The organism is Burkholderia sp. Bp9142 (assembly GCF_003853415.1).
Classification (GTDB): Bacteria; Pseudomonadota; Gammaproteobacteria; order Burkholderiales; family Burkholderiaceae; genus Burkholderia.
This window is the reverse complement of sequence record NZ_QTPP01000032.1, coordinates 61233-88086: the sequence shown is the minus strand read 5'-3', so window position 1 is coordinate 88086 and position 26854 is coordinate 61233. Positions and strand designations below refer to the sequence as shown.

Below are 26854 nucleotides of genomic sequence, written 5' to 3'. Positions count from 1 at the left end.
GCTTCGTTGCGACGACCGGGGCTCAACTTCCAGTGCCGCCCGGGTCCCTACCGCCAACCCGACCGCACCGCTTCCCTTCTTCCCCCGCGCCGCGTTTCCGTTAGCGCGAAAGAGGCGTGATTCTATGCACCCGCCACCGTCTCCGCAACCCCCTTTGTGAAAATATTTTGAAAAAGCCCCCGTGCGCTGCCGCGCACGGGGGCTGGGGTTCGTTGCACCGAGCGATCATGCCAGCGACTGACGCCCGTCGCTCGCCGGCGCCTCGCCTGCCGCGGCCGAATCAGCGGTTCTTGAATACCGGCTTGCGCTTCTCGACGAATGCCGCCATCCCTTCCTTCTGATCTTCGGTCGCGAACAGCGAATGAAACAGTCGGCGCTCGAAATGGACGCCTTCGGCCAGCGTCGTCTCGTATGCGCGGTTCACCGACTCCTTGACCATCATGACCGCCGGCAGCGAAAACTCGGCGATCGTCGTCGCTGCGGCAATCGCTTCGTCAAGCAACTTGTCGGCCGGCAACACACGCGACACGAGCCCCGCCCGTTCCGCCTCGGCCGCATCCATGAAGCGCGCGGTCAGGCACATGTCCATGGCCTTCGCCTTCGATACCGCGCGCGGCAGGCGCTGCGTGCCGCCCGCGCCCGGCATCACGCCCAGCTTGATCTCGGGCTGGCCGAACTTGGCCGTATCTGCAGCGAAGATGATGTCGCACATCATCGCGAGCTCGCAGCCGCCGCCGAGCGCGAAGCCCGCCACGGCCGCAATGATCGGCTTGCGGATCTCGCGGACGGTCTCCCAGTTGCGGGTGATGTAGTCGCCACGGTACACATCCATATAGGAATAGGTCGCCATCATGCCGATGTCGGCCCCGGCCGCGAACGCCTTCTCGCTCCCCGTCACGACGATCGCGCCGATCTCGTCGTCCGCGTCGAACGCTTTCAGCGCAGCGCCCAATTCATCCATCAGCGCATCGTTCAGCGCATTCAGCGCCTTCGGACGGTTCAGCGTGACCAGCCCGACTCGCCCCCGGGTCTCCACCAGGATGTTCTCGTAAGACATCTATTTCTCCTCGATCAATGAAATGAGAAACGCCTCGCACACGCGAATAGTTTGATGCTACCATTCTCCGACCAACCGGTCGGTTAATTAATCGATCCAATCCCTCTCAACGTCAATCAGGCTGCCGTCATGACCCATGCACTGTTCACGAAGCACGAAGACACGCTGAAACACGCCCTCGCCGCCATCGAGAGCCGCGGGTACTGGAGCCCGTTCGCGGAAATGCCGAGTCCCAAAGTGTACGGGGAAAGCGCCAACGCCGATGGTGAGGCCGCGTTCAAGGCGCGCCTCGACAACACGTTCGCGCTCGACCAGCCGGCGTCCGGCGGCACCGTCGGCGCGGAGCAGTCGCCGTACGGGATCAAGCTCGGCATCCGTTATCCGAAATCGACGCCCGACGAACTGATCGCCGCGGCCGCCGCTGCCCAGCGTACGTGGCGCGAAGCCGGTCCGAGCGCCTGGATCGGTGTCAGCCTCGAAATCCTCGCTCGGTTGAACCGAGCGAGCTTCGAGATTGCCTACAGCGTGATGCACACCACGGGCCAGGCGTTCATGATGGCCTTCCAGGCCGGCGGCCCGCACGCGCAGGATCGTGCGCTCGAAGCGGTCGCCTATGCATGGGACGAACTGCGTCGCATCCCCGCCGACGCGCACTGGGAAAAGCCGCAAGGCAAGAACCCGCCGCTCGCGATGCACAAGCGCTATACGATCGTCCCGCGCGGCACCGGCCTCGTGCTCGGCTGCTGCACGTTCCCGACCTGGAACGGCTACCCCGGCCTGTTCGCCGACCTGGCAACCGGCAACACGGTGATCGTCAAACCCCACCCGGGCGCGATCCTGCCGCTCGCGATCACGGTTCGCATCGCCCGCGACGTGCTGCGCGAAGCCGGCTTCGATCCGAACGTCGTCACGCTCCTCGCGACCGAGCCGAACGACGGCGCCCTCGTGCAGGACCTCGCGCTGCGTCCTGAAATCAAGCTGATCGACTTCACGGGCAGCACGCAAAACGGCACGTGGCTCGAACGTCATGCCCATCAGGCCCAGGTATATACGGAGAAGGCAGGCGTCAACCAGATCGTGATCGACTCGACCGACGACCTGAAGGCAGCCGCCAAGAACATCGCGTTCTCGCTGGCGCTGTACTCCGGCCAGATGTGCACGGCACCGCAGAACATCTACGTGCCGCGCGACGGCATCCGGACGGCGGACGGTCATGCGAGCTTCGACGAAGTCGCCCAGGCGATCGCGGTCTCCGTGCAGAAGCTGACCGGCGACCCGGCGCGCTCGGTCGAACTGATCGGCGCGATCCAGAACGACGGCGTGACCGCGCGCATCGACGACGCCCGCAAGCTCGGCCGCGTGCTCGCCGACAGCCAGACGCTCCAGCACCCGGCGTTCGCTGACGCTCGCGTGCGCACACCGCTCGTGCTGCGGCTCGACGTGGCCGACCGCGCGAAATTCACGCAGGAGTGGTTCGGTCCGATCTCGTTCGTGATCGCGACCGACTCGACCGCACAGTCGCTCGATCTCGCCGGCGAAATCGCCGCGGAGCATGGCGCGCTGACGCTCTCCATCTATAGCACCGACGACAAGATTCTCGACGCCGCGCACGATGCAGCGGTGCGTGGCGGCGTCGCGCTGTCGATCAACCTGACGGGCGGTGTGTTCGTCAACCAGTCGGCCGCGTTCTCCGACTTCCACGGCACCGGTGCGAACCCGGCCGCCAACGCGGCGCTGGCCGACCCGGCGTTCGTCGCCAACCGGTTCCGCGTGGTGCAAAGCCGCGTCCATGTTGCGCCGAAGGCCGTGCCTGCGGAAGCCGGCCAGACGGCATAACCCGAATGGCCGACGTGCAAACGCCGTCACGTTCTCTACCATGAACGAATCCGCCAGCCGGCGGGTTCGTTGCACATCGACACATCCATGACCGACGCCTACATCTGCGACGCGATTCGCACCCCCATCGGCCGCTACGGCGGCACCCTGAAAGACGTTCGTGCCGACGATCTCGGCGCGGTGCCGCTCAAGGCGCTGATCGAACGCAACCGCAACGTCGACTGGTCCGCGATCGACGACGTGATCTACGGCTGCGCGAACCAGGCCGGCGAGGACAACCGCAACGTCGCGCGCATGTCCGCGCTGCTCGCGGGCCTGCCGACCGCCGTGCCGGGCACGACGCTGAACCGGCTGTGCGGCTCGGGCATGGACGCCGTCGGCACCGCCGCGCGCGCGATCAAGGCGGGCGAGGCACGCTTGATGATCGCGGGCGGTGTCGAGAGCATGACGCGCGCGCCGTTCGTGATGGGCAAGGCCGCCAGCGCGTTCGCGCGCCAGGCCGACATTTACGACACGACGATCGGCTGGCGCTTCGTCAATCCGCTGATGAAACAGCTGCATGGCGTCGATTCGATGCCCGAGACGGCCGAAAACGTCGCGGTCGACTACAACATCAGCCGCGCCGACCAGGATCAGTTCGCGCTGCGCAGCCAGCAAAAGGCCGCGCGTGCGCAGCAGGACGGCACGCTCGCCGAAGAAATCGTCCCGGTGACGATTCCGCAGAAGAAGGGCGACGCGCTCGTCGTGTCGCGTGACGAGCATCCGCGCGAAACGTCGCTCGAAGCGCTCGCGAAGCTGAAGGGCGTCGTGCGTCCCGACGGCTCGGTGACGGCCGGCAACGCATCGGGCGTCAACGACGGCGCATGCGCACTGCTGCTCGCCAACGCGCAAGCCGCCGATCAATACGGGCTGCGCCGCCGCGCGCGCGTCATCGGCATGGCGACCGCCGGCGTCGCGCCGCGCGTGATGGGCATCGGCCCGGCACCGGCCACGCAGAAGCTGTTGCGCCAGCTCGGCATGTCGATCGACCAGTTCGACGTGATCGAGCTGAACGAAGCGTTCGCGTCGCAAGGTCTCGCGGTGTTGCGCATGCTCGGTGTCGCCGACGACGATCCGCGCGTGAACCCGAACGGCGGTGCGATCGCACTCGGCCACCCGCTCGGCGCATCGGGCGCCCGGCTCGTGACCACGGCGCTTCACCAGCTCGAACGTACAGACGGCCGCTTTGCGCTCTGCACGATGTGCATCGGCGTCGGCCAGGGTATCGCGCTCGCCATCGAGCGCGTGTAACCGACGCGCCGCGCGCCTATAACGAAGTCATGAAGGAGACACTGCATGTCATATCAGGCGATCCAGCTGGATATCGATCAGGCTGCCCGCGTGGCCACGATCACCCTCAACCGTCCGGACAAGCTGAACAGCTTCACGCGGGCGATGCATCGCGAACTGCAGTCGGCGCTCGATGAAGTCGAAGCGGCCGGCGCGCGTGCGCTGATCCTGACGGGTGCGGGGCGCGGCTTCTGCGCGGGCCAGGACCTGGCCGACCTCGACTTCACACCTGGCGCGTCCACCGACCTCGGCACGCTGATCGAAGCGCATTTCAACCCGCTGATCCGCCGCCTGCAACGCATGCCGATTCCGGTGATCGCCGCCGTCAACGGCACGGCGGCCGGCGCCGGCGCGAATCTCGCGCTCGCCTGCGACATCGTATTCGCCGCGCGTTCGAGCAGTTTCATCCAGGCCTTCGTCAAGATCGGGCTCGTGCCCGATTCGGGCGGCACATGGTTCCTGCCGCAACGCGTCGGCATGGCACGCGCGCTGGGACTCGCACTGACCGGCGACAAGCTCGGCGCCGAACAGGCCGAACAATGGGGCTTGATCTGGCGCGCGGTCGACGACGATGCACTCGCCGCGTCGGCCCGCCAGGTCGCCAACCAGCTCGCGCAGCAGCCGACGCTCGCGATCGCGTCGATCAAGCAGTCGATGCGCGACAGCGTGACGAATACGCTCGACCAGCAGCTCGACCTCGAGCGCGACCTGCAGCGCAAGCTCGGCCAGTCGTACGACTACGCGGAAGGCGTGCAGGCGTTCATCGAGAAGCGCGCGCCGCGCTTCGAGGGGCGTTGACATGACCACGTCCACCGACACGCTCGACCCCGATGCGCTCGCCCGGGCCACCGCGCGAGCCATGTACGACGCGGACGCCTGCAGCCGCGCGTTCGGCATGGAAATCGCCGAAGTGCGCGCCGGCTACGCACGCCTGCAGATGCGCGTACGGCCGGAATTCCTGAACGGACACCAGACCTGCCACGGCGGCATCATCTTCACGCTCGCCGACTCGACGTTCGCGTTCGCGTGCAACTCATACAACCTGAATACCGTTGCGGCGGGCTGCTCGATCGAATACCTGCGTCCCGTACACGGCAACGACCTGCTGACGGCCGAGGCGATCGAACAGGCGCGCAGCGGCCGGCACGGCGTCTACGACATCCGCGTCACGAACCAGACGGGCGAAACGGTCGCGATGTTTCGCGGCAAATCGGCCCAGATCAAGGGCACGGTTCTCCCGGAAGACCGCTGACGTCCACGGCTCGCTCATAACAATCACTGGAGACAGGCATGACTACCCCGCTACCGCTCGAGCCGATCGAGACCGCTTCACGCGACGAGTTGACCGCGCTGCAGCTCGAACGCCTGAAATGGTCGCTCCGGCATGCATATGATCATTCCCCCGTCTATCGCCGCAAATTCGACGAAGCGGGCGTGCACCCCGACGACCTGAAGACGCTCACGGATCTGTCGCGCTTCCCGTTCACGACCAAGAGCGACCTGCGCGACAGCTATCCGTTCGGGATGTTCGCGGTGCCGCAGGACCAGATCTCGCGCATTCACGCGTCGTCGGGCACGACCGGCAAGCCGACCGTCGTCGGCTATACGGCGCGCGACATCGACACGTGGGCGAATCTCGTCGCGCGCTCGATCCGCGCGGCCGGCGCACGGCGCGGCGACAAGGTTCACGTCAGCTACGGCTACGGGCTGTTCACCGGCGGGCTCGGCGCACACTACGGCGCCGAGCGCGCGGGGTTGACGGTGATCCCGTTCGGCGGTGGCCAGACCGAGAAGCAGGTGCAGCTGATCCAGGATTTCCGGCCCGACATCATCATGGTGACGCCGAGCTACATGCTGTCGATCGCCGACGAGATCGAGCGCCAGGGCCTCGATCCCGCGCAAAGCTCGCTGCGCATCGGCATCTTCGGCGCGGAACCGTGGACCAACGACATGCGCGTGGCCATCGAGCAGCGGATGGGGATCGACGCGGTCGACATCTACGGGCTGTCCGAGGTGATGGGCCCGGGCGTCGCGTCGGAATGCGTCGAAACCAAGGACGGCCCGACCATCTGGGAAGACTACTTCTATCCGGAAATCATCGACCCCGACACCGGCGAAGTGCTGCCGGACGGCGAACTCGGCGAGCTGGTCTTCACGTCACTGACGAAGGAAGCGCTGCCGATCATCCGCTACCGGACCCGCGACCTCACGCGCCTGCTGCCCGGCACCGCCCGCACGATGCGCCGGATGGAAAAGATCACCGGGCGTTCGGACGACATGATGATCGTGCGGGGCGTCAACGTCTTCCCGACGCAGATCGAGGAACAGTTGCTGAAGCAGCGCGCGCTCGCGCCTCACTATCAGATCGTGCTGACGAAGGAAGGTCCGCTCGACGTGCTGACGCTCAACGTCGAGCCGTGTCCCGAAACGGCCCCCGACACGGCGGCGATCCACGCGGCCAGGCAGGCGCTCGCGCACGACATCAAGTCGCTGATTGGTGTGACGGCCGTGATCAACGTGCTGCCCGTGAACGGGATCGAGCGTTCGGTCGGCAAGGCGCGTCGCGTAATCGACAAGCGCAAGGGCTGATACCCGCCGCTGCCCGAGCACCGCGCGCAACAGCGATCGCGCGCTCAAAAAACAGCCCGACCGGCCAACGTGAACTGCACCCCAAAAGTTGGATATCGATCCAACCTTTGGGGTGTTTTTCATGAACTGATCGGGCTGTTTCGTTTCGATGCCCGGCTACACGTGCACGCCGGCACCACCGCGCATCACGAATTCGGGAACAGCAGCCACATCCGGCCGATCTGCTTCATCCGTCCTGCCTGGTCGCCGGCGTCGTCGCCGAGCCCCCAGAAATAGTCGGCCCGCACGCCGCCCCGGATCGCGGAACCCGTATCCTGCGCGAACACGAGCCGGTTCATCGGCGTATTCGTCAGCGGACGCGTGGTCTGCAGGAACACGGGCGTGCCGAGCGGGATCGACGACGGATCGACCGCGATCGAACGCTCCGGCGTGAGCGGCACGCCGAGCGCGCCGATCGGGCCGTCCGCGCCGCCGTGCGGTGCATCTTCCTTGGTCGGCATGTCGCGGAAGAACACGAAGCGCGGATTCGTGTCGAGCAACGTGTCGACGCGAGCCGGGTTCGCCTTCGCCCACGCCTTGATGCCCTGCATCGTCGCCTGGGCGGGCGTCAGCTCGCCGCGATCGAGCAGCCACTTGCCGATCGAACGGTACGGCTGGTTGTTGGTCCCGCCGAAGCCGACCCGCATCACCGAACCGTCGTCGAGCAGCACGCGTCCCGAACCCTGCACCTGCAGGAAGAACGCCTCGATCGGATCGTCGACCCACACGAGTTCGTTGCCGTTCAGGATGCCGGCGCGTTCGAGCTGCGCGCGAGCGGGCAGCGCGGCGCCGGCACGATAGCCGGCCGGCCAGCGGTACAGCGCGTACTGGTAAGGACCGCGACGCACGCGGGAGCCGTGCAGCAGTGGCTCGTAATAGCCGGTCACGAGACCGTCGAGCGTGCCGTCGGTATTCGCCAGCTGAAACGGCGTGAAATAGGTCTCGAAGAATGCGCGCGCGCTGCTGACGTCGAGTTCGTCAAGACGATCGGCAGCCGCGCAGGCGCGCTGCCACGCCGGCTGGCGTGCGAGCCGCGCGCAATTCTGCCGCAGCGCGGCCGTCGCGCCGATCAGCGAATCGTCCTGCCAGCCCGGCACCTGCTGCCATGCGACCGGCGTCAGCCGCTTCGCGGCGACCTGCCCCGGCACGATCGCCGCGCCGGTCGGCGGCTTGAGCGTCGACGTCCGCGTCGGCGCGCCGCCGCACGCGGCAAGCAGCGCGGCCGTCGCGGCCGCCGCAACCCAGCCGGCTACCCGGGGCCCAAACCACATACAATGTCCGTTCTTGATGGAAACCGCCATGTCAGATTTTCTCGACCAATATCCGATGCTCATCTTCGCGCTCGAAGCTTTCGTAGCGCTTGCCCTGCTGATCTTCATCGTCGTGTGGACGTCGTCGGGCAGGAAGAAGCACGCCCGCGGCAACGACCGCCAGCCGCGCTGACCGGCCCCGCACGCTCAATGCAGCGTGCGCGGCATGTGCAGCGCAAACTCGTCGACCGGCGCGTCGAACCGCTCGCCGTCCTCCGCCACGCAGAAGTACGCGCCGCGCATCGTGCCGACCGGCGTCGCGATCACGGCCCAGCTCGTGTATTCGAACTGTTCGCCCGGCTGCAGCAGCGGCTGGTGCCCGACGACCCCGAGCCCCTTCACTTCCTGCACGTGGCTTTCGCTGTCGGTGATGATCCAGTGACGCGCGATCAGCTGCGCCGCGACCTGCCCGGTATTGCGGATGGTCAGCGTGTACGCGAATGCGTATTGACGTCGATCGGGGTCGGATTGTTCCGGCAAGTAGCTGGTTTTCACCGAAACGGTGAACTGATACTGACTCATGGTGTTTCCGCTGTAGGTAACCGCCCGCGCCGACTCGAGCGGCCAGGCCGCGGGCGCGCCGCATTGGTTCGGCATTCTATGCGCAATCGGGCCGCCACCGCACGGCCCGTCGCCGCGCACCGGGTCGCCGGACGGTAGAATGGCGGTTTTGCGCCGCAGCGTCCCCGCTCCCCTGTCATGACTCAATTCCGCATCGCTCCCAGCATCCTGTCGGCCGACTTCGCACGGCTCGGCGAAGAAGTCCGCAACGTGGTCGCCGCCGGCGCCGACTGGATTCACTTCGACGTGATGGACAACCATTATGTGCCGAACCTCACGATCGGCCCGCTCGTCTGCGAGGCGATCCGCCCGCACGTGCAGGTGCCGATCGACGTGCACCTGATGGTGCGTCCGGTCGACCGGATCGTGCCCGATTTCGCAAAAGCCGGCGCGAACCTGATCAGCTTCCACCCGGAAGGCTCGGACCACATCGACCGTACGCTGTCGCTGATCCGCGATCACGGCTGCAAGGCCGGCCTCGTGTTCAATCCGGCCACGCCGCTGAACTATCTCGACCACGTGATGGACCGCCTCGACTTCGTGCTGCTGATGTCGGTGAACCCCGGCTTCGGCGGCCAGTCGTTCATTCCGGAAACGCTGAACAAGCTGCGCGAGGCGCGCGCCCGCATCGACGCGTACACCGAGCGCACCGGCCGCGAGATCCTGCTCGAGGTCGACGGTGGCGTGAAGGCCGACAACATCGCGGAAATCGCGGCAGCCGGCGCGGACACCTTCGTCGCGGGTTCGGCGATCTTCGGCAAGCCCGACTACCGCACGGTGATCGACGAGATGCGCGCCGCGCTCGCCACCGTCGAACGGAGCTGACGCCGTGGCCGATTCCTCGCTGGCCGGTCAGGCGCCGGCCGAAGCCGACGGCACGATCCGATTCGCGACGCCGCGCATCGACGCGGCGCTGATCGACCTCGACGGCACGATGGTCGACACGGCCGACGACTTCACGGCCGGACTGAACGGGATGCTCGCGCAGCTCGGCGCGCCAGCCACGTCGCGCGACGAGGTGATCGGCTACGTCGGCAAGGGCTCCGAGCATCTGATCCAGAGCGTGCTGAAGCCGCGCTTCACGCCCGACGAAGCACACGCGCGCTTTAGCGACGCGCTTGCGATCTACCAGACCGAGTACGCGAAGATCAACGGCCGTCACACGCGCCTCTATCCCGAGGTCGCGGCCGGTCTCGATGCATTGCGGGCGGCCGGCATCCGGCTCGCGTGCGTGACGAACAAGCCGCACCGCTTCGCAGTCGAGCTGCTCGAGCAATACGGGCTGATCGATCGCTTCGGCATCGTGCTCGGCGGCGACAGCGTCGCGCGCAAGAAGCCCGATCCGCTGCCGATGCTGACGGCCTGCGACGCGCTCGGCGTCGCGCCGGACGCTGCGGTCGCGATCGGCGACTCGGAAAACGACGCGCTGGCGGGCCGCGCGGCCGGCATGGCGACGCTGACCGTGCCGTACGGCTACAACCACGGCAAAGCTATACAAACGATAAATTCGGATGGTATAGTCGATTCGCTGCTGGTCGCAGCACGCGCGATCACCGCGCACAACGCCGGCCGGCCAACCATCTGATTATTTCTTCCATCCGCATGTTTCTGAATAAAAAACGGAGTCTGAGCAGCATCGACCGGGGAGCCTGGCCCTGGCGTCGCTGGTCGCGCTAACCTCTTCGATGAGGTACGCTGAGGCACGTCTTCAGCGCCGTTTTTTATCTCGCTGCGCATCCGCGCGCCGATCGTCGCACTACCTCGAGTTCCACCGCGTCCGAACGCTTGTGTTCAGGATCGGCCGCAGGCTCGCGACGTTCACGCCCGGAGTGCCGGCCGGCAACAGGCACTTCTCGATCGACCGCCCTTTCGCCGACGGCAGCCCGCGCAGCGTCAAGTGATCCCTGGCGCACTCCGCCGCTCGTCCCGAACAGGACCGGAACATGACCGAACTCGAATTCCAATCGCTTGCGAACGAAGGCTACAACCGCATCCCGCTGATCGCGGAAGCGCTCGCCGACCTCGAAACGCCGCTGTCCCTCTACCTGAAGCTGGCCCAGCCTGAACGCGCGGGCGCCAACTCGTTCCTGCTCGAGTCGGTGGTCGGCGGCGAACGTTTCGGCCGCTATTCGTTCATCGGCCTGCCCGCCCGCACGCTGGTGCGCACCCGCAACGGCGTGTCCGAAGTGGTGCGCGACGGCCAGGTCGTCGAGACGCACGACGGCGACCCGTTCGAATTCATCGAGTCGTTCCAGGCGCGCTTCAAGGTCGCGCAGCGTCCGGGCCTGCCGCGCTTCTGCGGCGGCCTCGCCGGCTATTTCGGCTACGACGCGGTGCGCTACATCGAGAAGAAGCTCGCGAACACCGCGCCGCGCGACGATCTCGGCCTGCCCGACATCCAGCTGCTGCTCACCGAGGAAGTCGCGGTGATCGACAACCTCGCCGGCAAGCTCTACCTGATCATCTACGCGGATCCGGCCCAGCCCGAGGCTTACACGAAGGCGAAACAGCGCCTGCGCGAGCTGAAGCAGCGCCTTCGCACGACCGTGCAGCCGCCCGTCACGTCGGCGAGCGTGCGCACCGAGACGTTCCGCGAGTTCAGGAAGGAAGACTATCTGGCCGCCGTGCGCCAGGCAAAGGAATACATCGCGGCCGGCGAGCTGATGCAGATCCAGGTCGGCCAGCGGCTGACGAAGCCGTACCGCGACAATCCGCTGTCGCTGTATCGCGCGCTGCGTTCGCTGAATCCGTCGCCGTACATGTATTACTACAACTTCGGCGATTTCCATGTGGTCGGCGCGTCGCCGGAAATCCTGGTGCGCCAGGAAAAGCGCGGCGATGACCAGATCGTCACGATCCGGCCGCTCGCCGGCACGCGTCCGCGCGGCAACACGCCCGAGCGCGACGCGGAACTCGCGACCGAACTGCTGAACGATCCGAAGGAAATCGCCGAGCACGTGATGCTGATCGACCTCGCGCGCAACGACGTCGGCCGCATCGCGGAAATCGGCTCGGTCCAGGTGACCGACAAGATGGTGATCGAGAAGTACTCGCACGTGCAGCACATCGTCAGCTCGGTCGAAGGCAAGCTGAAGCCCGGCATGACGAACTACGACGTGCTGCGCGCGACGTTCCCGGCCGGCACGCTGTCCGGTGCGCCGAAGGTGCGCGCGATGGAACTGATCGACGAGCTCGAGCCGATCAAGCGCGGGCTGTACGGCGGTGCCGTCGGCTACCTGTCGTTCTCGGGCGAGATGGATCTCGCGATCGCGATCCGCACGGGCCTGATCCACAACGGCAACCTGTATGTGCAGGCGGCGGCCGGCGTCGTCGCCGACTCTGTGCCCGAATCCGAATGGCAAGAGACCGAGAACAAGGCGCGCGCGGTGCTGCGTGCGGCCGAACAGGTCCAGGACGGCCTCGATAGCGACTTCTGACCGGAGACTGACCATGCTGCTCATGATCGACAACTACGACTCGTTCACCTACAACCTGGTCCAGTACTTCGGCGAACTGGGCGAGGACGTGCGCACGTACCGCAACGACGAAATCACGCTCGACGAGATCGCGCGCCTGAATCCCGTCACCATCTGCCTGTCGCCCGGCCCGAGCAACCCGCAGCACGCGGGCATCACGCTCGACGTGCTGCGCGAATTCGCGGGCAAGAAGCCGATCCTCGGCGTCTGCCTCGGCCACCAGGCGATCGGCGAAGCGTTCGGCGGCCGTGTCGTGCGCGCGAAGACCATCATGCACGGCAAGGTGAGCCGGATCGAAACCGACTGCCGTGGCGTGTTCGCCGACCTGCCGAAGCATTTCGACGTCACGCGCTACCATTCGCTCGCGATCGAACGCGAATCGCTGCCCGACTGCCTCGAGGTGTCCGCGTGGACCGACGACGGCGAGATCATGGGCGTGCGCCACAAGACGCTGCCGATCGAAGGTGTGCAGTTCCACCCGGAATCGATCCTGTCCGAGCACGGCCATGCGCTGCTCGAGAATTTCCTGAAGCAGAATCGCACAGCGGCCCGCGCGGCCGCGCCGGCTGCCTGACAGGAGACGCACGATGACGATTACCCCGCAGGAAGCGCTGCAACGCACGATCGAGCACCGCGAGATCTTCCACGACGAGATGCTGCACCTGATGCGGCTCATCATGCGAGGCGACATGTCGCCCGTGATGGCGGCCGCGATCATCACCGGGCTGCGCGTGAAGAAGGAAACGATCGGCGAGATCGCCGCCGCCGCGACCGTGATGCGCGAATTCGCGAATCACGTCGAGGTGCAGGACAACTCGAACTTCGTCGACATCGTCGGCACGGGCGGCGACGGCGCGCACACGTTCAACATCTCGACCGCGTCGATGTTCATCAGCGCGGCGGCCGGCGCGAAGGTCGCGAAGCACGGCAACCGCGGCGTGTCGAGCAAGTCCGGCAGCGCCGACGTGCTCGAGGCGCTCGGCGTGAACATCGACCTGCAGCCGGACCAGGTTGCCGCGTCGATCGCCGAAACCGGCATGGGCTTCATGTTCGCGCCCAACCACCATCCGGCGATGAAGAACATCGCGGCCGTGCGCCGCGAGCTCGGCGTGCGGACGATCTTCAACATCCTCGGCCCGCTGACCAATCCGGCCGGCGCGCCGAACCAGCTGATGGGCGTGTTCCACCCGGACCTCGTCGGCATCCAGGTGCGCGTGATGCAGCGTCTCGGCGCGCAGCACGTGCTGGTCGTGTACGGCAAGGACGGAATGGATGAAGTGTCGCTCGGCGCCGCGACGCTCGTCGGCGAATTGCGCGACGGCAAGGTGCACGAGTACGAGATCCATCCGGAGGACTTCGGCCTGCAGATGGTGTCGAACCGCACGCTGAAGGTGGAAAATGCCGAGGAATCGCGCACGATGCTGCTCGGCGCGCTGGACAACCAGCCGGGCGTCGCACGCGAGATCGTCACACTGAACGCCGGCACGGCGCTCTATGCGGCCAATATCGCCGAATCGATCGCGGACGGCATCCAGCTCGCCCGCGAAGCGATCGCGAGCGGCAAGGCGCGCGCGAAAGTCGACGAACTCGTGCGCTTCACGCAGCAGTTCAAGCGTTGACCCCCCTTACGAATCAAGCAGGAACCCACATGAGCGACATTCTCGACCGAATCATCGCCGTCAAGCGCGAAGAAGTCGCGGCGGCCATGCGCAGCACGCCGCTCGAGGCACTGAAACTGGAAGCATCCGCGCGCGACCTGCGCGACTTCGTCGGCGCACTGCGCGCGAAGCAAGCGGCCGGCAACGCGGCGGTGATCGCCGAAGTGAAGAAGGCGAGCCCGTCGAAGGGCGTGCTGCGCGAGCATTTCGTGCCGGCCGACATCGCGCGCTCGTATGCGGCACACGGCGCCGCATGCCTGTCGGTGCTGACCGACGAGCAGTTCTTCCAGGGCAGCGTCCGCTATCTCGAGGAAGCGCGCGCGGCCTGCACGCTGCCGGTGCTGCGCAAGGACTTCATCGTCGATGCATACCAGATCCTCGAAGCGCGCGCGATGGGCGCCGACGCGATCCTGCTGATCGCGGCCGCGCTCGACACGCCGCTGATGCAGGATCTCGAGGCGTATGCGCACTCGCTCGGTCTCGCGGTGCTGGTCGAGGTTCACGACCGCGACGAGATGGAACAGGCGCTGACGCTGAAGACGCCGCTGCTCGGCATCAACAACCGCAACCTGCGCACGTTCGAAACGACGATCCAGACCACGCTCGACATGCTCGACATGATTCCGCCGGACCGCATGGTCGTGACCGAATCGGGCATCCTGTCACGCACCGACGTCGACACGATGCGCGCGGCGAACGTCAACGCGTTCCTCGTCGGCGAAGCGTTCATGCGCGCCGAGCAGCCGGGCGAGGAACTCGCGCGGATGTTCTTCTGATGGCGATCGAAAAGGAAATCAAGCTCGCGCTGCCGGCCGGTCAGGCCGATGCGGCGCGGCGCTTCTTCGAGACGCTGACCGGCGAAGCCGGCGACATCATCGCGCTCGCGAACATCTACTACGACACGCCCGATCTCGCGCTGGCCCGTTCGAAGAGCGCAGTGCGGGTGCGCCGCACGCCGCATGGCTGGCTGCAGACCTTCAAGACCGTCGGCAGCGCGGAAGCCGGCCTGCATCGCCGCCATGAATGGGAGTTGCCGGTTGCCGGCGATGCGCTCGAAATCGATGCGCTCGTGGCCGCGTGCGACGTGCCGGACGCGGCCACCGCGCTGCGCGACGCGGCGCCCGCGCTGCACGCGCTGTTCCGGACGGATTTTTCGCGTACGCTGTGGCGTATCGCAATCGGCGGTGCAACCGTCGAGGCCGCGGTGGACGTCGGCGAGATCGTCGTCCAGGCGGAAAACGATACGCGCCGCGAACCGATCAGCGAAATCGAACTCGAACTGATCGACGGCCCGGAAGCGGCGCTCGCGACGCTCGCCGCCGAACTGCAGCAGGCGCTACCGGGCCTCGCCCCCGAAAACATCAGCAAGGCGCAACGCGGCTATCGGCTGCGCGCGCAATAAACCCGCATCACGCATGGCAACCCGCAAGACTCTCCGCACGCCGCAGCAGGCGTCGCTGTTCGACGATCCCGTGCCGGAAACGGCGCAGGACGATGTTCCCGCTCCGGCGTCCGCGCCGGCCGCACCCAACGCGACGGGGCGCAAGCCCGTAAAGAAGGGCGCGGCAGCCGCCCCGGTTTCCAACGCGCCGCAGGCCGTTGTCGCGAACGTCCCCCACCTCGCCGCGCAGTTCGACGCGCTGCCGGCCGTCTGGCGCGACGTGCTGAAACCCTTCACCGACAGCGACGCGTATGCGCCGCTGTGCCGTTTCGTCGACGACGAGCGCGCGGCCGGCAAGTCGGTCTACCCGACCGACGTGTTCCGCGCGCTGCGCCTGACGAGCCCGGACGACGTGAAGATCGTGATCCTGGGCCAGGACCCGTACCACGGCGACGACCGCGGCACGCCGCAGGCGCATGGCCTTGCATTCTCGGTGCCGCCGGCCGTCCGCACGCCGCCGTCGCTGCGCAACATCTTCAAGGAAATCGCCGCGAATTTCGGCCACGACACGCCGCGTCATGGCTGCCTCGACACCTGGGCACGCCAGGGCGTGCTGTTGCTCAACACCGTGCTGACGGTCGAGCGCGGCGCGGCCGCGAGCCACGCGAAACGCGGCTGGGAGCAATGCACGGACACGCTGATCCGCGAACTGGCCAGCCGCCATCGCGGGCTTGTGTTCATGCTGTGGGGCGCGCATGCGCAGGCAAAGCGCGCCCTCTTCGATGCGAGCGCGCACTGCGTACTCGAGGCGCCGCATCCGTCGCCGCTGTCCGCACACCGCGGCTTCCTCGGTTGCCGCCACTTCGCGCTCGCGAACGACTATCTCGTCGAAGCGGGCCGCGAGCCGATCGACTGGCGCCTGCCGGAGGTGGCCGAAACGCTCGCGTAACCGGGTTCCGCTTCCCGCTTTCGTCCCCATCATGCAAAAACGCCGCGCCCCTTTCGGGACGCGGCGTTTTTGCATCGGACGACGCAGCGGGTGCGACGCACCCGCGTCGGCCTTACGCGGCAGCGATCGCTTCGCGTGCGCCTGCGAGCGCGGCGCTCTGCGCATCCGGCCCGAGGTTCAGGCCTTCAGCATGGATGAAGCTCACGTCGGTCATGCCGACGAAGCCCAGGAACGTGCGCAGATACGGCGTCTGGCTGTCGTTCGGCGTACCGAGGTACTTGCCGCCGCGGGCCGTCACCACGTGAACCTTCTTGCCCTTGATCAGGCCTTCCGGACCGTTCTCGGTGTAGCGGAACGTAACGCCTGCGCGGGCGATCCAGTCGAAATACGTCTTCAGTTGCGACGAGATGCCGAAGTTGTACATCGGCGCGCCGATCACGATGATGTCGGCGGCTTGCAGTTCGGCGATCAGCGCATCGCTCTTCGCGACGATCGCATTCTGTTCCGCGCTGCGCTGGTCGGCCGGTGTGAAGAACGCGCCGAGCACCGATTCGTCGAGGTGCGGCAGCGCGTCGGCCAGCAGGTCGCGAACCACGACCTTCGCGCCGGGGTTCGATTGTTGCAGCTTCGCCGTCAGTTCGTTGGCCAGCAGCGTGGACTGCGCACCTTGCGAGCGCGCCGCGGAATTGATTTGCAGAATGGTCGTCATGTCAGGCTCCAGTTAGGTTGCGCTTCGGTAGCGCGAGTGACGCCATTGTGCGTGGCCGCATGATCGCGAAAAAGCGGGCTACGGGCGACGGATTGTTGCAGCAACAGAACAATCCATGATCACGCCCCGAATCCCGCTCGCACCTGCTCAGCCCTTCAGCCCTTCAGCCCTTCAGCCAGGCTTCCCGGGCCTTGTGCGCGGCGGCCGGTTTCGCGGCCGCCGTGAGCCGGTAGCGCGTGACTTCCGGCCCGTCCAGCTTCAGTTTCGCGGTCCGCAGCTCGTCGCGGCGGAATGCGTGCACCTCGACCTTGTCGCCCGGCCGGTAGCGCGCGAGCAGCATGTCGAGATTCGTGCCGGTAACCCGCAGCCCGTCGAGCGCGATCAGCGTGTCGCCGGACGACAGCCCCGCGCGATGCGCGCCGCCGCCTTCGTAGACGGCCGCCAGCGTGCAGTCCGCACCGCCGCGCAAGCGCGCGCCGATCGTCGGCTTCGCGGTCGCGCCATTTGCAACCTCGGGCGCGAGCGTCACGCCGAACGGCGCGAGCAGTTCGGCGAGCGGCAGGTCGCGCGTGCCGTACACGGCGTCGGCGAACAGCCGGCCGAGCGCAACGCCCGTCGCTTCCTCGATCAGCGTCTCGACCTCGTGTTCCTCGACGCCCGCCTGCTTGCCGCGATAGAACTCGCGGCCGTAGCGCTGCCACAGCAGACGCATCACGTCGTCGAGCGACTTGCGGTTGCGCGTCTGCGCGCGGATCGCGAGATCGAACGCGAGCGCGACGAGCGAACCCTTCGTGTAGTAGCTGACGATCGCGTTGGTCGCGTTCTCGTCCTGGCGGTAATACTTGACCCACGCGTCGAACGAGCTTTCCGCGACGCTCTGCTTCAGGCGCCCCGTGCCGCGCAGCACGCCGCCGACCGTGCGGCCGAGCGCCGCGAAATATTCGTCCTGCGACATCAGCCCGCCGCGCACGAGCATCAGGTCGTCGTAATACGACGTGAAGCCCTCGAACAGCCACAGCAGCGACGTGTAGTTTTCCCGCGCGAGGTCGTACGGCACGAACGCGGCCGGCTTGATGCGCTTCACGTTCCACGTGTGGAAATACTCGTGGCTGCACAGGCCGAGATACGTGCGATAGCCTTCCGTCGTTTCCGGCCGGCCCTTCACCGGCAAATCGGTGCGGTTGCAGATCAGCGCGGTCGACGCACGGTGCTCGAGGCCGCCGTAGCCGTCGCTGACCGCGAGCGTCATGAACACGTAGCGCTCCATCGGCGCCTGCTTCGATTTCGGCTCGAACAGCGCGATCTGCGCTTCGCACACGCGCTTCAGGTCGGTGCGCAGGCGCTCCATGTCGAGCTGCGTCACGCGCCCGGCGATCACGATGTCGTGCTGCACGCCGTGCGCGTCGAACGTCGCCAGCGCGAATTCGCCGATCGTCACCGGATGGTCGGCAAGCTCGTCGTAGTTGGATGCGCGATACGCGCCGAACCCGTAGCGCTTGGTACCGCGCGCCTCGGGCAGCGACGTGCCGACACGCCACGTGCGGAACGCCGGGCCCGCCGGTTTCGCGATGTCGACTTCGCACGGCGCATCCTCGCGGCCGGCGACGCTCAGGAACACGGCCGTGGCGTTGAAGAAGCCGCCCGATTCGTCGAGATACGCGGAGCGGACCGACAGGTCCCATGCGTACACGTCGTAGCGCAGCGTCAGCGCGCCGTTCACCGGCGCGGCCTGCCACGTGTTCTTGTCGGTTTTCGCGATCCGCACCTTGCGGCCCGCGTCGTTGAACGCGGCGAGCGTCACGATGTTGCGCGCGAACTCGCGCACGAGATAGCTGCCCGGAATCCAGACCGGCAGCGAGAAACGCTGGCCTTCGGGATCGGGATCGGCGACCGTCACCGACACTTCGAACAGGTGCGCGGCAAGATCTTTCGGGGCAATCGAATAACGGATCGGCTGGGTCATCGTGGCAATCGGTCGAAAATCGGACGGAATACGGCGGCGGAAACGAAGAGAGGCGCCGGCGGATATCGCGGGCGCCCCTCGCTGGCCGGGCCATGCGGCCCGGCGTATCGGTCGGTTACTTGCTCGACGCCAGCGCCTGGTTCAGCTGGTCGGCCGACACCGCGCCCGGCAGGCGACGGCCGTCGGGCAGGAAGATCGTCGGCGTGCCCGTGACGTTCATCCCGCGGCCGAGCGCGAGGTTCTTGTCGAGCGCAGTCGTATCGCAGGTGCCGGCGCCGGACGGTACGCGATGGTCGAGCATCCAGCCCTCCCAGGTTTTCGCGCGGTCGGTCGCGCACCAGATCGCCTTCGACTTCGTGGTCGAATCGGGCGACAGCACCGGGTACAGGAACGTGTAGACGGTCACGTTGTCGACCGACTGCAGTGTCGTCTCGAGCTTCTTGCAGTACGGGCAGTTCGGATCGGAGAACACCGCGATCTTGCGTGCGCCGTTGCCCTTGACGACCTTGATCGCGTTGGCGAGCGGCAGGCTCGCGAAGTCGATCTTGTTGAGGTCGGACAGGCGTGCGTCGGTCAGGTTCTTGTGCGTCTTGGTGTCGACGAGATCGCCGAGCAGCACGTAGTCGCCGGCTGCATCGCTATAGATGATCTGCGTGCCGAGGTTGACTTCGTACAGGCCCGCGACCGGCGATTTCGACACGCTCTTGATCGGCGCGTCGCTGCCGAGACGCGATTGCAGCGTGGCTTTCAGCTTGTCGGTGGTTTGGTCGGCCTGCGCGGTGCAGCCGAGCGTCGCCATCGTGACGGCCAGCGCCAGCGATGCGATGCGGATCGTTTTTTTCATCTAGTCGTTCCTTCAGCTCAATCGGAGTGCACGTCACAGTGTACGCCGTAACGGGACCCTGTCCGACAGGCCGAGCGAGCGAAGGTTCGATCAGCCGAGCGCGGCCGACACCAACCAGCGTTTCACGAGCGGCTGCGCGCCGACGAACGCCATGCCCGCGTTGCGCACCGCCTTCGCGAACGAGCCCGGCACCGCGAACAGCCGCTGCAGCCCGTCGGTCGCGACCATCAGCGCGCGGATGTCCTCGCGGCGCGAACGCTCGTAGCGACGCAGCAGCACCGTGTCGCCGAGGTTGCGGAAGCTCTCCTTGTTCGCGATCGCATCGGCGAGCGCCGCGACGTCGCGCAGCCCGAGGTTCATCCCCTGCCCCGCGAGCGGGTGGATCAGGTGCGCGGCATCGCCGACGAGCGCGACGCGCGGGGCGATCAGCCTGTCGACGGTCTGCAGCGCGAGCGGGAAACCCGCGGCGGGCGTCACGCATTCGAGCGTGCCGACCTGGCCGTGCGACACGCGCTCGACCTCGGCCGCGAGCTGCGCGGGATCGAGTGCGAGCAGTTCGTCCGCGTGCGCGGTGTGCGCGGACCACACGAGCGATACATGACCGTCCGGCAGCGGCAGCAGCGCGACGATCTCGCCGTCGCGGAACCATTGGCTGGCGGTCTCGCGGTGCGGGAGCGACGCCTTGAAGTTCGCGACCACGCCCGTCTGCCGGTAATCGCGCCGCTCGACCTTGGCCCCCATTTGAGCGCGCACCCATGAATGCGCGCCGTCCGCGCCGACCACGAGATCCGCTTCGAGCACTTGCCCCGACGACAGCGTGAGCACGGCCGCGTCGTCGCGCACGTCGAAGCCCTGCGCGCGCGCGTCGAACCACGTGAGGTTCGGCTGGAACCGCAGCGCGGCGTCGAGCGACGTCTCGATCAGCGACGATTCGGCGATCCACGCGAGTTGCGGCACGGAGGCCTGGTACGCGGAGAAATGCAGTTCCGCGTGCGCATCGCCGTACACGCGCATGTCGTAGACCGGCGCGAGCCGGCCATGGTCGAGCGCCTGCCAGACCCGCAGCCGCTCCAGCAATGCCTGCGAGCTGGACGACAGCGCGTAGATGCGCGTGTCGAACGCGAGATCGGCGGGGCGCGGCGTGGCCGGCTGGGCGAGCAAGGCAGTCTTGTAGCCGGACTGGGTCAGCGCGAGCGCGGCCGTCTTGCCGACGAGCCCGCCGCCGACCACGGCGACGTCGAAGGTGTGGTGGGCAGTCATGGCGGGCATTATAGCTGCGGGGCCAATCCCTTACGCGGCCGGACTTTGCGGGAAATCAGCAGAATCGCTGACGGGCCCGGCAGCGCGGCGGCCCGTCGCATCGGGCGTTCGGGGGAAGGCCGGAAACCGGGGCGCCGGCACGGTACAATAGCGCCTTTGAACGTCGGCCCGCCGCGCCCCAGGCGCCGGCCGTCCCTATTTTTCCCGCGCCGCCGCGCTTCGTCCGGCCGCGCCGCCTCACCCGTCCGAAGGATTCCATGAGCCTCAAATGCGGCATCGTCGGCTTGCCCAACGTCGGCAAGTCCACCCTGTTCAATGCGCTGACCAAGGCCGGCATCGCCGCCGAGAACTACCCGTTCTGCACGATCGAGCCGAACGTCGGCATCGTCGAAGTGCCTGACACGCGCCTGAAGGCGCTCGCCGAAATCATCACCCCGGAACGCATCGTGCCGGCCGTCGTCGAATTCGTCGACATCGCGGGCCTCGTAGCGGGCGCGAGCAAGGGCGAAGGCCTCGGCAACCAGTTCCTCGCGAACATCCGCGAAACCGATGCGATCACGCACGTCGTGCGCTGCTTCGAGGACGACAACGTCATCCACGTCGCCGGCAAGGTCAGCCCGATCGACGACATCGAAGTGATCAACACGGAACTCGCGCTCGCCGACCTCGGCACCGTCGAGAAGGCGCTCACGCGCTACTCGAAGGCCGCGAAGTCGGGCAACGACAAGGAAGCGGTCAAGCTCGCCGCGGTGCTCGAGAAGGTGCGCGCGCACCTCGACCAGGGCAAGGCCGTGCGCGGCCTCGATCTGTCGGACGACGAGCAGGCGCTGCTCAAGCCGTTCTGCCTGATCACCGCGAAGCCGGCGATGTACGTCGCGAACGTGAAGGACGACGGCTTCGAGAACAACCCGCACCTCGACGCGGTACGCAAGTACGCGGAAGCCGAGAACTCGCCGGTGGTCGCGGTGTGCGCGGCAATCGAGGCGGAAATCGCCGATCTCGACGATGCGGACAAGGAAGCGTTCCTCACCGACATGGGCATGGAAGAGCCGGGCCTCGACCGCGTGATCCGCGCGGGCTTCAAGCTGCTCGGCCTGCAGACCTACTTCACCGCGGGCGTGAAGGAAGTGCGCGCGTGGACGATCCACGTCGGCGACACGGCGCCGCAAGCGGCCGGCGTGATCCATACCGACTTCGAGCGCGGCTTCATTCGCGCGCAGACGATCGCCTTCGACGACTTCGTCACGTACAAGGGCGAACAGGGTGCGAAGGAAGCCGGCAAGATGCGCGCGGAAGGGAAGGAATATGTCGTGCACGACGGGGACGTGATGAACTTCCTGTTCAACGTTTGATACGTGCCTTGCCGATGCCGTGCGATACGCTCGGCATCGCATGATGCGCCGCTTGCGCGAAAAGCACATGGGCCGATTGGCAAACGCCAATCGGCCCATTTTTCATCACGGGACCTGCCCCGCCAGCCGAAGGCGAGCACCGCCCGCCTTCGGCTCGTCAGTCCATCACGTCGCCGAAACGCGCCGCCCCGCATGCGCCTGCGCATCGCGACCGCGCTTGTTCAGCCACGAGGCAAACAGCACGATCAGCGCGAGCACGGCCGTCGCCCCCACTTCCATCCGGTGTTCCTCGCTGACGAACATCACGGTCAGCGTGCCGCAGATGAACAGGATCACCGCCCACGTGAGCCACGGGAACAGCCACATCCGCAACGCGAGGTCGGCGCCGCCCGATTCGAGCGTCTTGCGCATGCGCAGCTGCGAGATCGCGATCACGAGATACACGAGCAGCGCGATCGCACCCGACGTTGCCAGCAGGAAGCCGAACACCTGCTCCGGCATCAGGTAGTTCGCGATCACGGTCAAGAAACCGAACGCGGTCGATGCGAGCACGGCCGCACGCGGCGTGCCGGTCGAGTCGGTGCCGTGCAGGAACGCGGGCGCGTCCTTGCGCCTGGACAGCGAGAACAGCATCCGCGATGCGGTGTACAGCGCGGAATTCAGGCAGCTCGCGACCGACACGAGCACGATCACGTCGATGATGGCCTTCGCGTTCGGAACGCCGATCAGCTCCATCGCGCGCTGGTACGAGCCGTGCTTCGGCAGCAGCGGATCGTTCCACGGCACGATGGCCGCGACGACGAGGATCGAGCCGAGATAGAACAGCGTGATGCGCCAGATGACGGAGTTCGTTGCGCGCACGATCTGGCGTTGCGGGTTGTCCGACTCGGCGGCCGCGATCGTCACGATCTCGGTGCCGAGGAACGAGAACATCGTCGTCAGCATCGCCGCGAGCACCGCGCCGGCGCCGTTCGGCATGAAGCCCTGGTGCACGAAGAGGTTCGACACGCCCGATACGGCCGGCGCGGGCACGATGCCGACGATCGCCGCGCCGCCGATGCAGAGGAACACGACGATCGCGACGACCTTGATCAGCGCGAACCAGAATTCGAATTCGCCGTAGTTCTTGACCGAGAAGAGGTTGGTGATCGTCAGCAGCAGCGTGATGCCGAGCGCGAAGATCCAGGTCGCGACACCGGGGAACCACGCATTGAGAATGGTCGCGGCGGCCGTCGCCTCGATCGGGATCACGAGCACCCAGAACCACCAGTACAGCCAGCCGATGGCGAAGCCGGCCCAGTGGCCGATCGCGCGATCGGCATAGGTCGAGAACGAACCGCTGTCCGGATGCGCGACGGCCATCTCGCCGAGCATGCGCATCACCAGCACGACCAGCACGCCCGCGATCGCATACGCAAGGATCGAAGCCGGACCGGCCTCCGCGATCGCGTGGCCGGAGCCGACGAACAAGCCCGCGCCGATGACGCCGGCAATCGACATCATCGTCACGTGACGCTGCTTCAGACCCGTGCCGAGGCCTGTGTTGCTTCCACTCATGTGTCTCTCTCCAAAAAACGGTTCCGGTACGACCGGGTGTCGCGTGAAGGCGGCGCGGGGAGTTGTCGTTGTTGAACCCGGCAGCCCGCCGCGCGTGCGCGGCATGCGGGCGGAACCGGATCGAGCCTGTTCCGGTCGGTGCGCGACGCAGTCTGCGAAGCTGCGAGTGCGATGCGGCGCTCAAGGATGCCGGCGCATCGCGTGCGCCCTTTCCGTCGGCTGTCGGTCAGCCGCCTTCGAAGCGAAGGAGTGTAAGCACCAAACGGTTCTTCACTAAGAACCAATTGAAGAATTTCGATGGGACCACTTGTTGCATCGATGCGAACCGATGCAACGCCTGGTCCGGTTCGGCGTCCGCTTGGGCGCCGCCGGATCGGGCGATTGAAGGCGATGCAGGCTCGCCCGGCATCGCGGGTGTGCCGTACGACGTACCCTCCTCGACACCGCGCCATGCCAGCGCGATCTGCCGAACTTCGTCGAATGTCACGATGCGCCTTCGCCCGTCGATGATCGACGCCCTGGACACCGTATCGGGAATCGTGGATGACGCCCGGCCGCGAGGCGTCTGGCCGCGCACCGGCGGCGCATGCCTAGCGGCCGGCCGCGCGCGCGGTCACCGGCGCGCGTCCGGTGGTGGCGACGATCGCGAACGCGATCGCATTGGCAACTGCGCTGGCAAGGATCGGCACGAGATAGCCGCCGCCCGCGTCGTAGATGAAACCGGCCGCCGCGGGCCCGATCAGCGTGCCGAACGCAACGCTCGTGTACAGCACGCCGATGATCGCGCTCACGTTGCGGCCGCCGAAGTAGTCCATCACGACGGCGGGCAGCACGGCGACCCAGCCGCCGTAGAACACGCCGAACACGAGTGCGAACGCGGCCAGCGTCGCGACGCCCCCGGCGCCGGCCCATGCAACGAGCGCGACGGCCATGCCCGCGAACATCGCGAGCAGCGACGCACGGCGGCCGAAGCGGTCGGCGAGGCCGCCGAGGAAGAAGCGCCCTGCCGTGCTGCCGACGCCGATCGCGCCGAGCAGCAGGACGGCCGTCGATGGCGCGACGCCGTGATCGAGCGCGTACGGCACAAGGTGCACGAACGGCACGAAGACGCCGAACGAGCACACGAGACACGCCGCGTAGAGGCTCGCGAACGGCCGCGACGTAACGGCCTCGCGCACGGTCGCACCGGCCGGTACCGATGAAGCGGCGCCGGGCGGCGCGGCGCCCGATTGCGTATGCGCCACATCGCCGTCGGGCAACAAGCCGCGTCCGCGCGGATCGTTCTCGATCAGCAGCGACATGCCCGCACCCATCACCAGCGCGAGCGCCGCGAGCGTGACATACGCGCCGCGCCAGCCGACGTGCGCGATCAGCGCCGACGCGAGCGGCGGCATCACGAGCGTGCCGACGCCGATCCCCGCGACCGCGAGCCCCGACGCGAAGCCGCGCCGCCGCACGAACCAGCGTTGCACGGCGCCGACGGCCGGCACATACGCGCAGCCGACGCCGAAGCCGACACCGAGCCCGTACGCGACATAGACCTGCAGCAGCGTATGCGCGGCACCGGCCGCCGCGAAACCGGCGGCCGTCAGCAACATGCCGGTGACGGCGAGCCGCCGGGAGCCGAAGCGATCGGCAAGCGGGCCGCTGACGATGCCGAAGCCGAAATACAGGAAGCCGGCCAGCGAGAACACGAGCGAGATCTGCCCGCGCGAGGCGGCGAAATCCCGCTGCAGCGATTCGACGAATGCGCTGAACGTATACGCACTGCCGAATCCGACGAACGTGACGGCGAACGCGGCCGCCACCACATACCAGCCGTAGAAGACGCGCGATGCGCGCGGGCAGCTCATGACGATGCTCCTCTCAGGTTCCGCCGGACGCCGCGCGGCGCCCGGATTGCCTCATGGATATAGTTGAACTATGTTGATCGCAGCGACCGCTGCAAGACGGCCGCGACGAATGCGATCCAATGCCATCCGTTGCGGTAACGGTACTCGCGCGTACGCGTCGCCTCAAACGATATTTCGTCGGCCTTTCACTTTAGAAAAACTGAATGAACCGTTCCCGTCTGCCGCCTCTCAACGCGCTGCGTGCGTTCGAGGCGGCCGCCCGCCACCTGTCGGTGAAGTCTGCAGCGGAAGAGTTGTCGGTCACGCCCGGCGCGGTGAGCCAGATGATCCGCACGCTCGAGACCCACCTCGGCGTGCAACTGTTCGAGCGCGTGAACCGCGGCATCCTGCTGACCGCCGCGGGCCGCGACTACCTGCCGCCCGTGCGCAACGCGTTCCGGCAGATCGCCGATGCATCGCAGCGCGTGTCGGGCACCGCCGACAGCGGCGTGCTGACGGTGAGCGTCACGCCGTTTTTCGCGTCCGCGTGGCTCGTGCCGCGCCTCGCGCAGTTCCGTGACGCGTGCCCGGACGTCGACCTGCAGATCGTCGCGAGCCACGCACTCGCCGACTTCTCGCGCGACGGCGTCGACGTCGCGATCCGCCACGGCCTCGGCCGCTACATCGGGCTGTGCAGCGAACGGCTGCTGACGGTGGAGATCGTCGCGCTTGCAGCGCCGGCACTCGTCGCACGGCTGGGCCTGCCGGCCACGCCCGCCGACCTGGCCGGATGGCCGCATCTGCACGACGCCGAGCGCAAGGGCTGGCACATCTGGTTCGACGCGCAGCGGATCGACGATTTCGGTCCGCCGCGCGGCCCCGCGTTCGACGATTCCGGCCTGTTGCTGCAGGCGATCCTCGCCGGCCAGGGCGCCGGCCTGCTGCCGGCGGCGATGGTACGCAACGAACTCGCGAGCGGCCGGCTCGTGCAGCTTGCCGACGTCGCCTGGCTCGACGACTTCGCGTACTACCTCGTCTATCCGCCGCATCATGCGGAGCGCGCGAAAGTCGCGGCATTCCGCCGATGGATTCTCGACGCCGCGCAGGCCGACGGCGCGGCATCGATGACCGGCGCGGCGTAGCCTCGCCGCA

The 26854-nt window shown here is 67.0% G+C and carries 25 protein-coding genes and 1 pseudogene; 16 read left to right on the top strand and 10 right to left on the bottom strand.

All coding sequences use genetic code 11. The annotated features are described in order from the left end of the window. Positions 1–280: 280 nt before the first annotated feature. The gene (locus DIE22_RS28395; RefSeq protein ID WP_006762438.1) at positions 281–1057 is read right to left on the bottom strand and encodes an enoyl-CoA hydratase; all 777 of its coding nucleotides are present in this window, start codon (positions 1055–1057) and stop codon (positions 281–283) included. 129 nt (positions 1058–1186) lie between these two features. Here DIE22_RS28395 and paaN point away from each other — a divergent pair, with 129 nt between their 5' ends. The 5 genes from paaN (at position 1187) to paaK (ending at position 6811) form a co-directional block, all read left to right on the top strand. Beyond that, the gene (paaN, locus tag DIE22_RS28390; RefSeq protein ID WP_124606563.1) at positions 1187–2893 is read left to right on the top strand and encodes a phenylacetic acid degradation protein PaaN; all 1707 of its coding nucleotides are present in this window, start codon (positions 1187–1189) and stop codon (positions 2891–2893) included. An 87-nt stretch (positions 2894–2980) separates the two neighbouring features. After that, entirely contained in the window at positions 2981–4183 is a 1203-nt protein-coding gene (gene pcaF, locus DIE22_RS28385; protein WP_124606562.1) for a 3-oxoadipyl-CoA thiolase, read from the top strand. A 45-nt stretch (positions 4184–4228) separates the two neighbouring features. Beyond that, positions 4229–5020: a 2-(1,2-epoxy-1,2-dihydrophenyl)acetyl-CoA isomerase PaaG gene (paaG, locus tag DIE22_RS28380; protein WP_124606561.1), complete on the top strand. Its 792-nt coding sequence runs from the start codon at positions 4229–4231 to the stop codon at positions 5018–5020. 1 nt (position 5021) lies between these two features. Further along, the gene (paaI, locus tag DIE22_RS28375) at positions 5022–5474 is read left to right on the top strand and encodes a hydroxyphenylacetyl-CoA thioesterase PaaI (protein WP_124500669.1); all 453 of its coding nucleotides are present in this window, start codon (positions 5022–5024) and stop codon (positions 5472–5474) included. A gap of 38 nt (positions 5475–5512) precedes the next feature. After that, entirely contained in the window at positions 5513–6811 is a 1299-nt protein-coding gene (gene paaK, locus DIE22_RS28370; RefSeq protein WP_124500670.1) for a phenylacetate--CoA ligase PaaK, read from the top strand. A 185-nt stretch (positions 6812–6996) separates the two neighbouring features. Here the strand turns inward: paaK and DIE22_RS28365 are convergent, their stop codons facing one another. Continuing rightward, on the bottom strand, positions 6997–8121 hold the full coding sequence (locus tag DIE22_RS28365; protein ID WP_260426786.1) for a murein transglycosylase A: 1125 nt from the start codon (positions 8119–8121) through the stop codon (positions 6997–6999). A 28-nt stretch (positions 8122–8149) separates the two neighbouring features. On the opposite strand from DIE22_RS28365, the gene DIE22_RS38975 reads away from it, so the two are divergent. Next, positions 8150–8293, top strand: a complete 144-nt coding sequence (locus tag DIE22_RS38975) for a hypothetical protein (protein ID WP_006758475.1) — start codon at positions 8150–8152, stop codon at positions 8291–8293. A gap of 14 nt (positions 8294–8307) precedes the next feature. Here DIE22_RS38975 and apaG read toward each other — a convergent pair whose 3' ends face one another. Continuing rightward, positions 8308–8682 (bottom strand): Co2+/Mg2+ efflux protein ApaG, encoded by a 375-nt coding sequence (gene apaG, locus DIE22_RS28360; RefSeq protein WP_048249739.1) that lies wholly within the window; start codon positions 8680–8682, stop codon positions 8308–8310. Positions 8683–8859: 177 nt separating this feature from the next. Between apaG and rpe the strand changes: the two genes are divergently transcribed. The 8 genes from rpe (at position 8860) to DIE22_RS28320 (ending at position 16185) form a co-directional block, all read left to right on the top strand. Continuing rightward, complete coding sequence (rpe, locus tag DIE22_RS28355; protein ID WP_006752695.1) at positions 8860–9546, top strand: ribulose-phosphate 3-epimerase; 687 nt, start codon at positions 8860–8862, stop codon at positions 9544–9546. A 4-nt stretch (positions 9547–9550) separates the two neighbouring features. Further along, entirely contained in the window at positions 9551–10306 is a 756-nt protein-coding gene (locus DIE22_RS28350; RefSeq protein ID WP_124500672.1) for a phosphoglycolate phosphatase, read from the top strand. A gap of 358 nt (positions 10307–10664) precedes the next feature. Further along, the gene (gene trpE, locus DIE22_RS28345) at positions 10665–12158 is read left to right on the top strand and encodes an anthranilate synthase component I (protein WP_124500673.1); all 1494 of its coding nucleotides are present in this window, start codon (positions 10665–10667) and stop codon (positions 12156–12158) included. Positions 12159–12171: 13 nt separating this feature from the next. Further along, positions 12172–12771, top strand: a complete 600-nt coding sequence (locus DIE22_RS28340) for an aminodeoxychorismate/anthranilate synthase component II (RefSeq protein WP_124500674.1) — start codon at positions 12172–12174, stop codon at positions 12769–12771. Between the two features lie 13 nt (positions 12772–12784). Beyond that, a complete protein-coding gene (gene trpD, locus DIE22_RS28335; protein WP_124500675.1) occupies positions 12785–13816 on the top strand; it encodes an anthranilate phosphoribosyltransferase in 1032 nt (343 codons plus the stop codon). A 29-nt stretch (positions 13817–13845) separates the two neighbouring features. Further along, positions 13846–14631: an indole-3-glycerol phosphate synthase TrpC gene (gene trpC / locus DIE22_RS28330; protein WP_124500676.1), complete on the top strand. Its 786-nt coding sequence runs from the start codon at positions 13846–13848 to the stop codon at positions 14629–14631. Then, positions 14631–15257, top strand: coding sequence for a CYTH domain-containing protein (locus tag DIE22_RS28325; protein ID WP_124500677.1), 627 nt, complete (start codon positions 14631–14633; stop codon positions 15255–15257). The genes trpC and DIE22_RS28325 overlap by 1 nt, the downstream gene beginning before the upstream one ends. 13 nt (positions 15258–15270) lie before the next feature. Further along, positions 15271–16185, top strand: coding sequence for a uracil-DNA glycosylase (locus DIE22_RS28320; RefSeq protein ID WP_124500678.1), 915 nt, complete (start codon positions 15271–15273; stop codon positions 16183–16185). A gap of 112 nt (positions 16186–16297) precedes the next feature. On the opposite strand, the gene DIE22_RS28315 is transcribed toward DIE22_RS28320, so the two are convergent. The 4 genes from DIE22_RS28315 to DIE22_RS28300 all read right to left on the bottom strand — a co-directional run bounded on the left by DIE22_RS28315 (position 16298) and on the right by DIE22_RS28300 (position 20970). Then, complete coding sequence (locus tag DIE22_RS28315) at positions 16298–16894, bottom strand: FMN-dependent NADH-azoreductase (RefSeq protein ID WP_124500679.1); 597 nt, start codon at positions 16892–16894, stop codon at positions 16298–16300. Between the two features lie 163 nt (positions 16895–17057). Then, on the bottom strand, positions 17058–18857 hold the full coding sequence (locus DIE22_RS28310) for a M61 family metallopeptidase (RefSeq protein WP_124500680.1): 1800 nt from the start codon (positions 18855–18857) through the stop codon (positions 17058–17060). Positions 18858–18972: 115 nt separating this feature from the next. Further along, complete coding sequence (locus tag DIE22_RS28305) at positions 18973–19701, bottom strand: DsbC family protein (protein WP_124500681.1); 729 nt, start codon at positions 19699–19701, stop codon at positions 18973–18975. A gap of 90 nt (positions 19702–19791) precedes the next feature. After that, on the bottom strand, positions 19792–20970 hold the full coding sequence (locus DIE22_RS28300; RefSeq protein WP_124500682.1) for a UbiH/UbiF family hydroxylase: 1179 nt from the start codon (positions 20968–20970) through the stop codon (positions 19792–19794). A gap of 248 nt (positions 20971–21218) precedes the next feature. On the opposite strand from DIE22_RS28300, the gene ychF reads away from it, so the two are divergent. Continuing rightward, positions 21219–22313, top strand: a complete 1095-nt coding sequence (ychF, locus tag DIE22_RS28290; protein ID WP_124500684.1) for a redox-regulated ATPase YchF — start codon at positions 21219–21221, stop codon at positions 22311–22313. A gap of 165 nt (positions 22314–22478) precedes the next feature. On the opposite strand, the gene gabP is transcribed toward ychF, so the two are convergent. From gabP to DIE22_RS28275, 3 genes and pseudogenes are all read right to left on the bottom strand, one after another. After that, complete coding sequence (gene gabP / locus DIE22_RS28285) at positions 22479–23870, bottom strand: GABA permease (RefSeq protein WP_124500685.1); 1392 nt, start codon at positions 23868–23870, stop codon at positions 22479–22481. A gap of 406 nt (positions 23871–24276) precedes the next feature. Beyond that, positions 24277–24357: pseudogene (locus tag DIE22_RS28280) on the bottom strand (MmcQ/YjbR family DNA-binding protein); the annotation flags it as partial. A 103-nt stretch (positions 24358–24460) separates the two neighbouring features. Further along, complete coding sequence (locus DIE22_RS28275; protein WP_124606560.1) at positions 24461–25723, bottom strand: MFS transporter; 1263 nt, start codon at positions 25721–25723, stop codon at positions 24461–24463. 203 nt (positions 25724–25926) lie between these two features. On the opposite strand from DIE22_RS28275, the gene gcvA reads away from it, so the two are divergent. Beyond that, entirely contained in the window at positions 25927–26844 is a 918-nt protein-coding gene (gcvA, locus tag DIE22_RS28270) for a transcriptional regulator GcvA (RefSeq protein WP_124606559.1), read from the top strand. Positions 26845–26854: the final 10 nt, after the last annotated feature.

Coding starts and splice junctions, on each gene's coding strand:
- DIE22_RS28395 (WP_006762438.1), bottom strand. CDS start 1,057: ATGTCTTACGAGAACATCCTGGTGGAGACCCGGGGGCGAGTCGGGCTG.
- paaN (WP_124606563.1), top strand. CDS start 1,187: ATGACCCATGCACTGTTCACGAAGCACGAAGACACGCTGAAACACGCC.
- pcaF (WP_124606562.1), top strand. CDS start 2,981: ATGACCGACGCCTACATCTGCGACGCGATTCGCACCCCCATCGGCCGC.
- paaG (WP_124606561.1), top strand. CDS start 4,229: ATGTCATATCAGGCGATCCAGCTGGATATCGATCAGGCTGCCCGCGTG.
- paaI (WP_124500669.1), top strand. CDS start 5,022: ATGACCACGTCCACCGACACGCTCGACCCCGATGCGCTCGCCCGGGCC.
- paaK (WP_124500670.1), top strand. CDS start 5,513: ATGACTACCCCGCTACCGCTCGAGCCGATCGAGACCGCTTCACGCGAC.
- DIE22_RS28365 (WP_260426786.1), bottom strand. CDS start 8,121: ATGTGGTTTGGGCCCCGGGTAGCCGGCTGGGTTGCGGCGGCCGCGACG.
- DIE22_RS38975 (WP_006758475.1), top strand. CDS start 8,150: ATGTCAGATTTTCTCGACCAATATCCGATGCTCATCTTCGCGCTCGAA.
- apaG (WP_048249739.1), bottom strand. CDS start 8,682: ATGAGTCAGTATCAGTTCACCGTTTCGGTGAAAACCAGCTACTTGCCG.
- rpe (WP_006752695.1), top strand. CDS start 8,860: ATGACTCAATTCCGCATCGCTCCCAGCATCCTGTCGGCCGACTTCGCA.
- trpE (WP_124500673.1), top strand. CDS start 10,665: ATGACCGAACTCGAATTCCAATCGCTTGCGAACGAAGGCTACAACCGC.
- DIE22_RS28340 (WP_124500674.1), top strand. CDS start 12,172: ATGCTGCTCATGATCGACAACTACGACTCGTTCACCTACAACCTGGTC.
- trpD (WP_124500675.1), top strand. CDS start 12,785: ATGACGATTACCCCGCAGGAAGCGCTGCAACGCACGATCGAGCACCGC.
- trpC (WP_124500676.1), top strand. CDS start 13,846: ATGAGCGACATTCTCGACCGAATCATCGCCGTCAAGCGCGAAGAAGTC.
- DIE22_RS28325 (WP_124500677.1), top strand. CDS start 14,631: ATGGCGATCGAAAAGGAAATCAAGCTCGCGCTGCCGGCCGGTCAGGCC.
- DIE22_RS28320 (WP_124500678.1), top strand. CDS start 15,271: ATGGCAACCCGCAAGACTCTCCGCACGCCGCAGCAGGCGTCGCTGTTC.
- DIE22_RS28315 (WP_124500679.1), bottom strand. CDS start 16,894: ATGACGACCATTCTGCAAATCAATTCCGCGGCGCGCTCGCAAGGTGCG.
- DIE22_RS28310 (WP_124500680.1), bottom strand. CDS start 18,857: ATGACCCAGCCGATCCGTTATTCGATTGCCCCGAAAGATCTTGCCGCG.
- DIE22_RS28305 (WP_124500681.1), bottom strand. CDS start 19,701: ATGAAAAAAACGATCCGCATCGCATCGCTGGCGCTGGCCGTCACGATG.
- DIE22_RS28300 (WP_124500682.1), bottom strand. CDS start 20,970: ATGCCCGCCATGACTGCCCACCACACCTTCGACGTCGCCGTGGTCGGC.
- ychF (WP_124500684.1), top strand. CDS start 21,219: ATGAGCCTCAAATGCGGCATCGTCGGCTTGCCCAACGTCGGCAAGTCC.
- gabP (WP_124500685.1), bottom strand. CDS start 23,870: ATGAGTGGAAGCAACACAGGCCTCGGCACGGGTCTGAAGCAGCGTCAC.
- DIE22_RS28275 (WP_124606560.1), bottom strand. CDS start 25,723: ATGAGCTGCCCGCGCGCATCGCGCGTCTTCTACGGCTGGTATGTGGTG.
- gcvA (WP_124606559.1), top strand. CDS start 25,927: ATGAACCGTTCCCGTCTGCCGCCTCTCAACGCGCTGCGTGCGTTCGAG.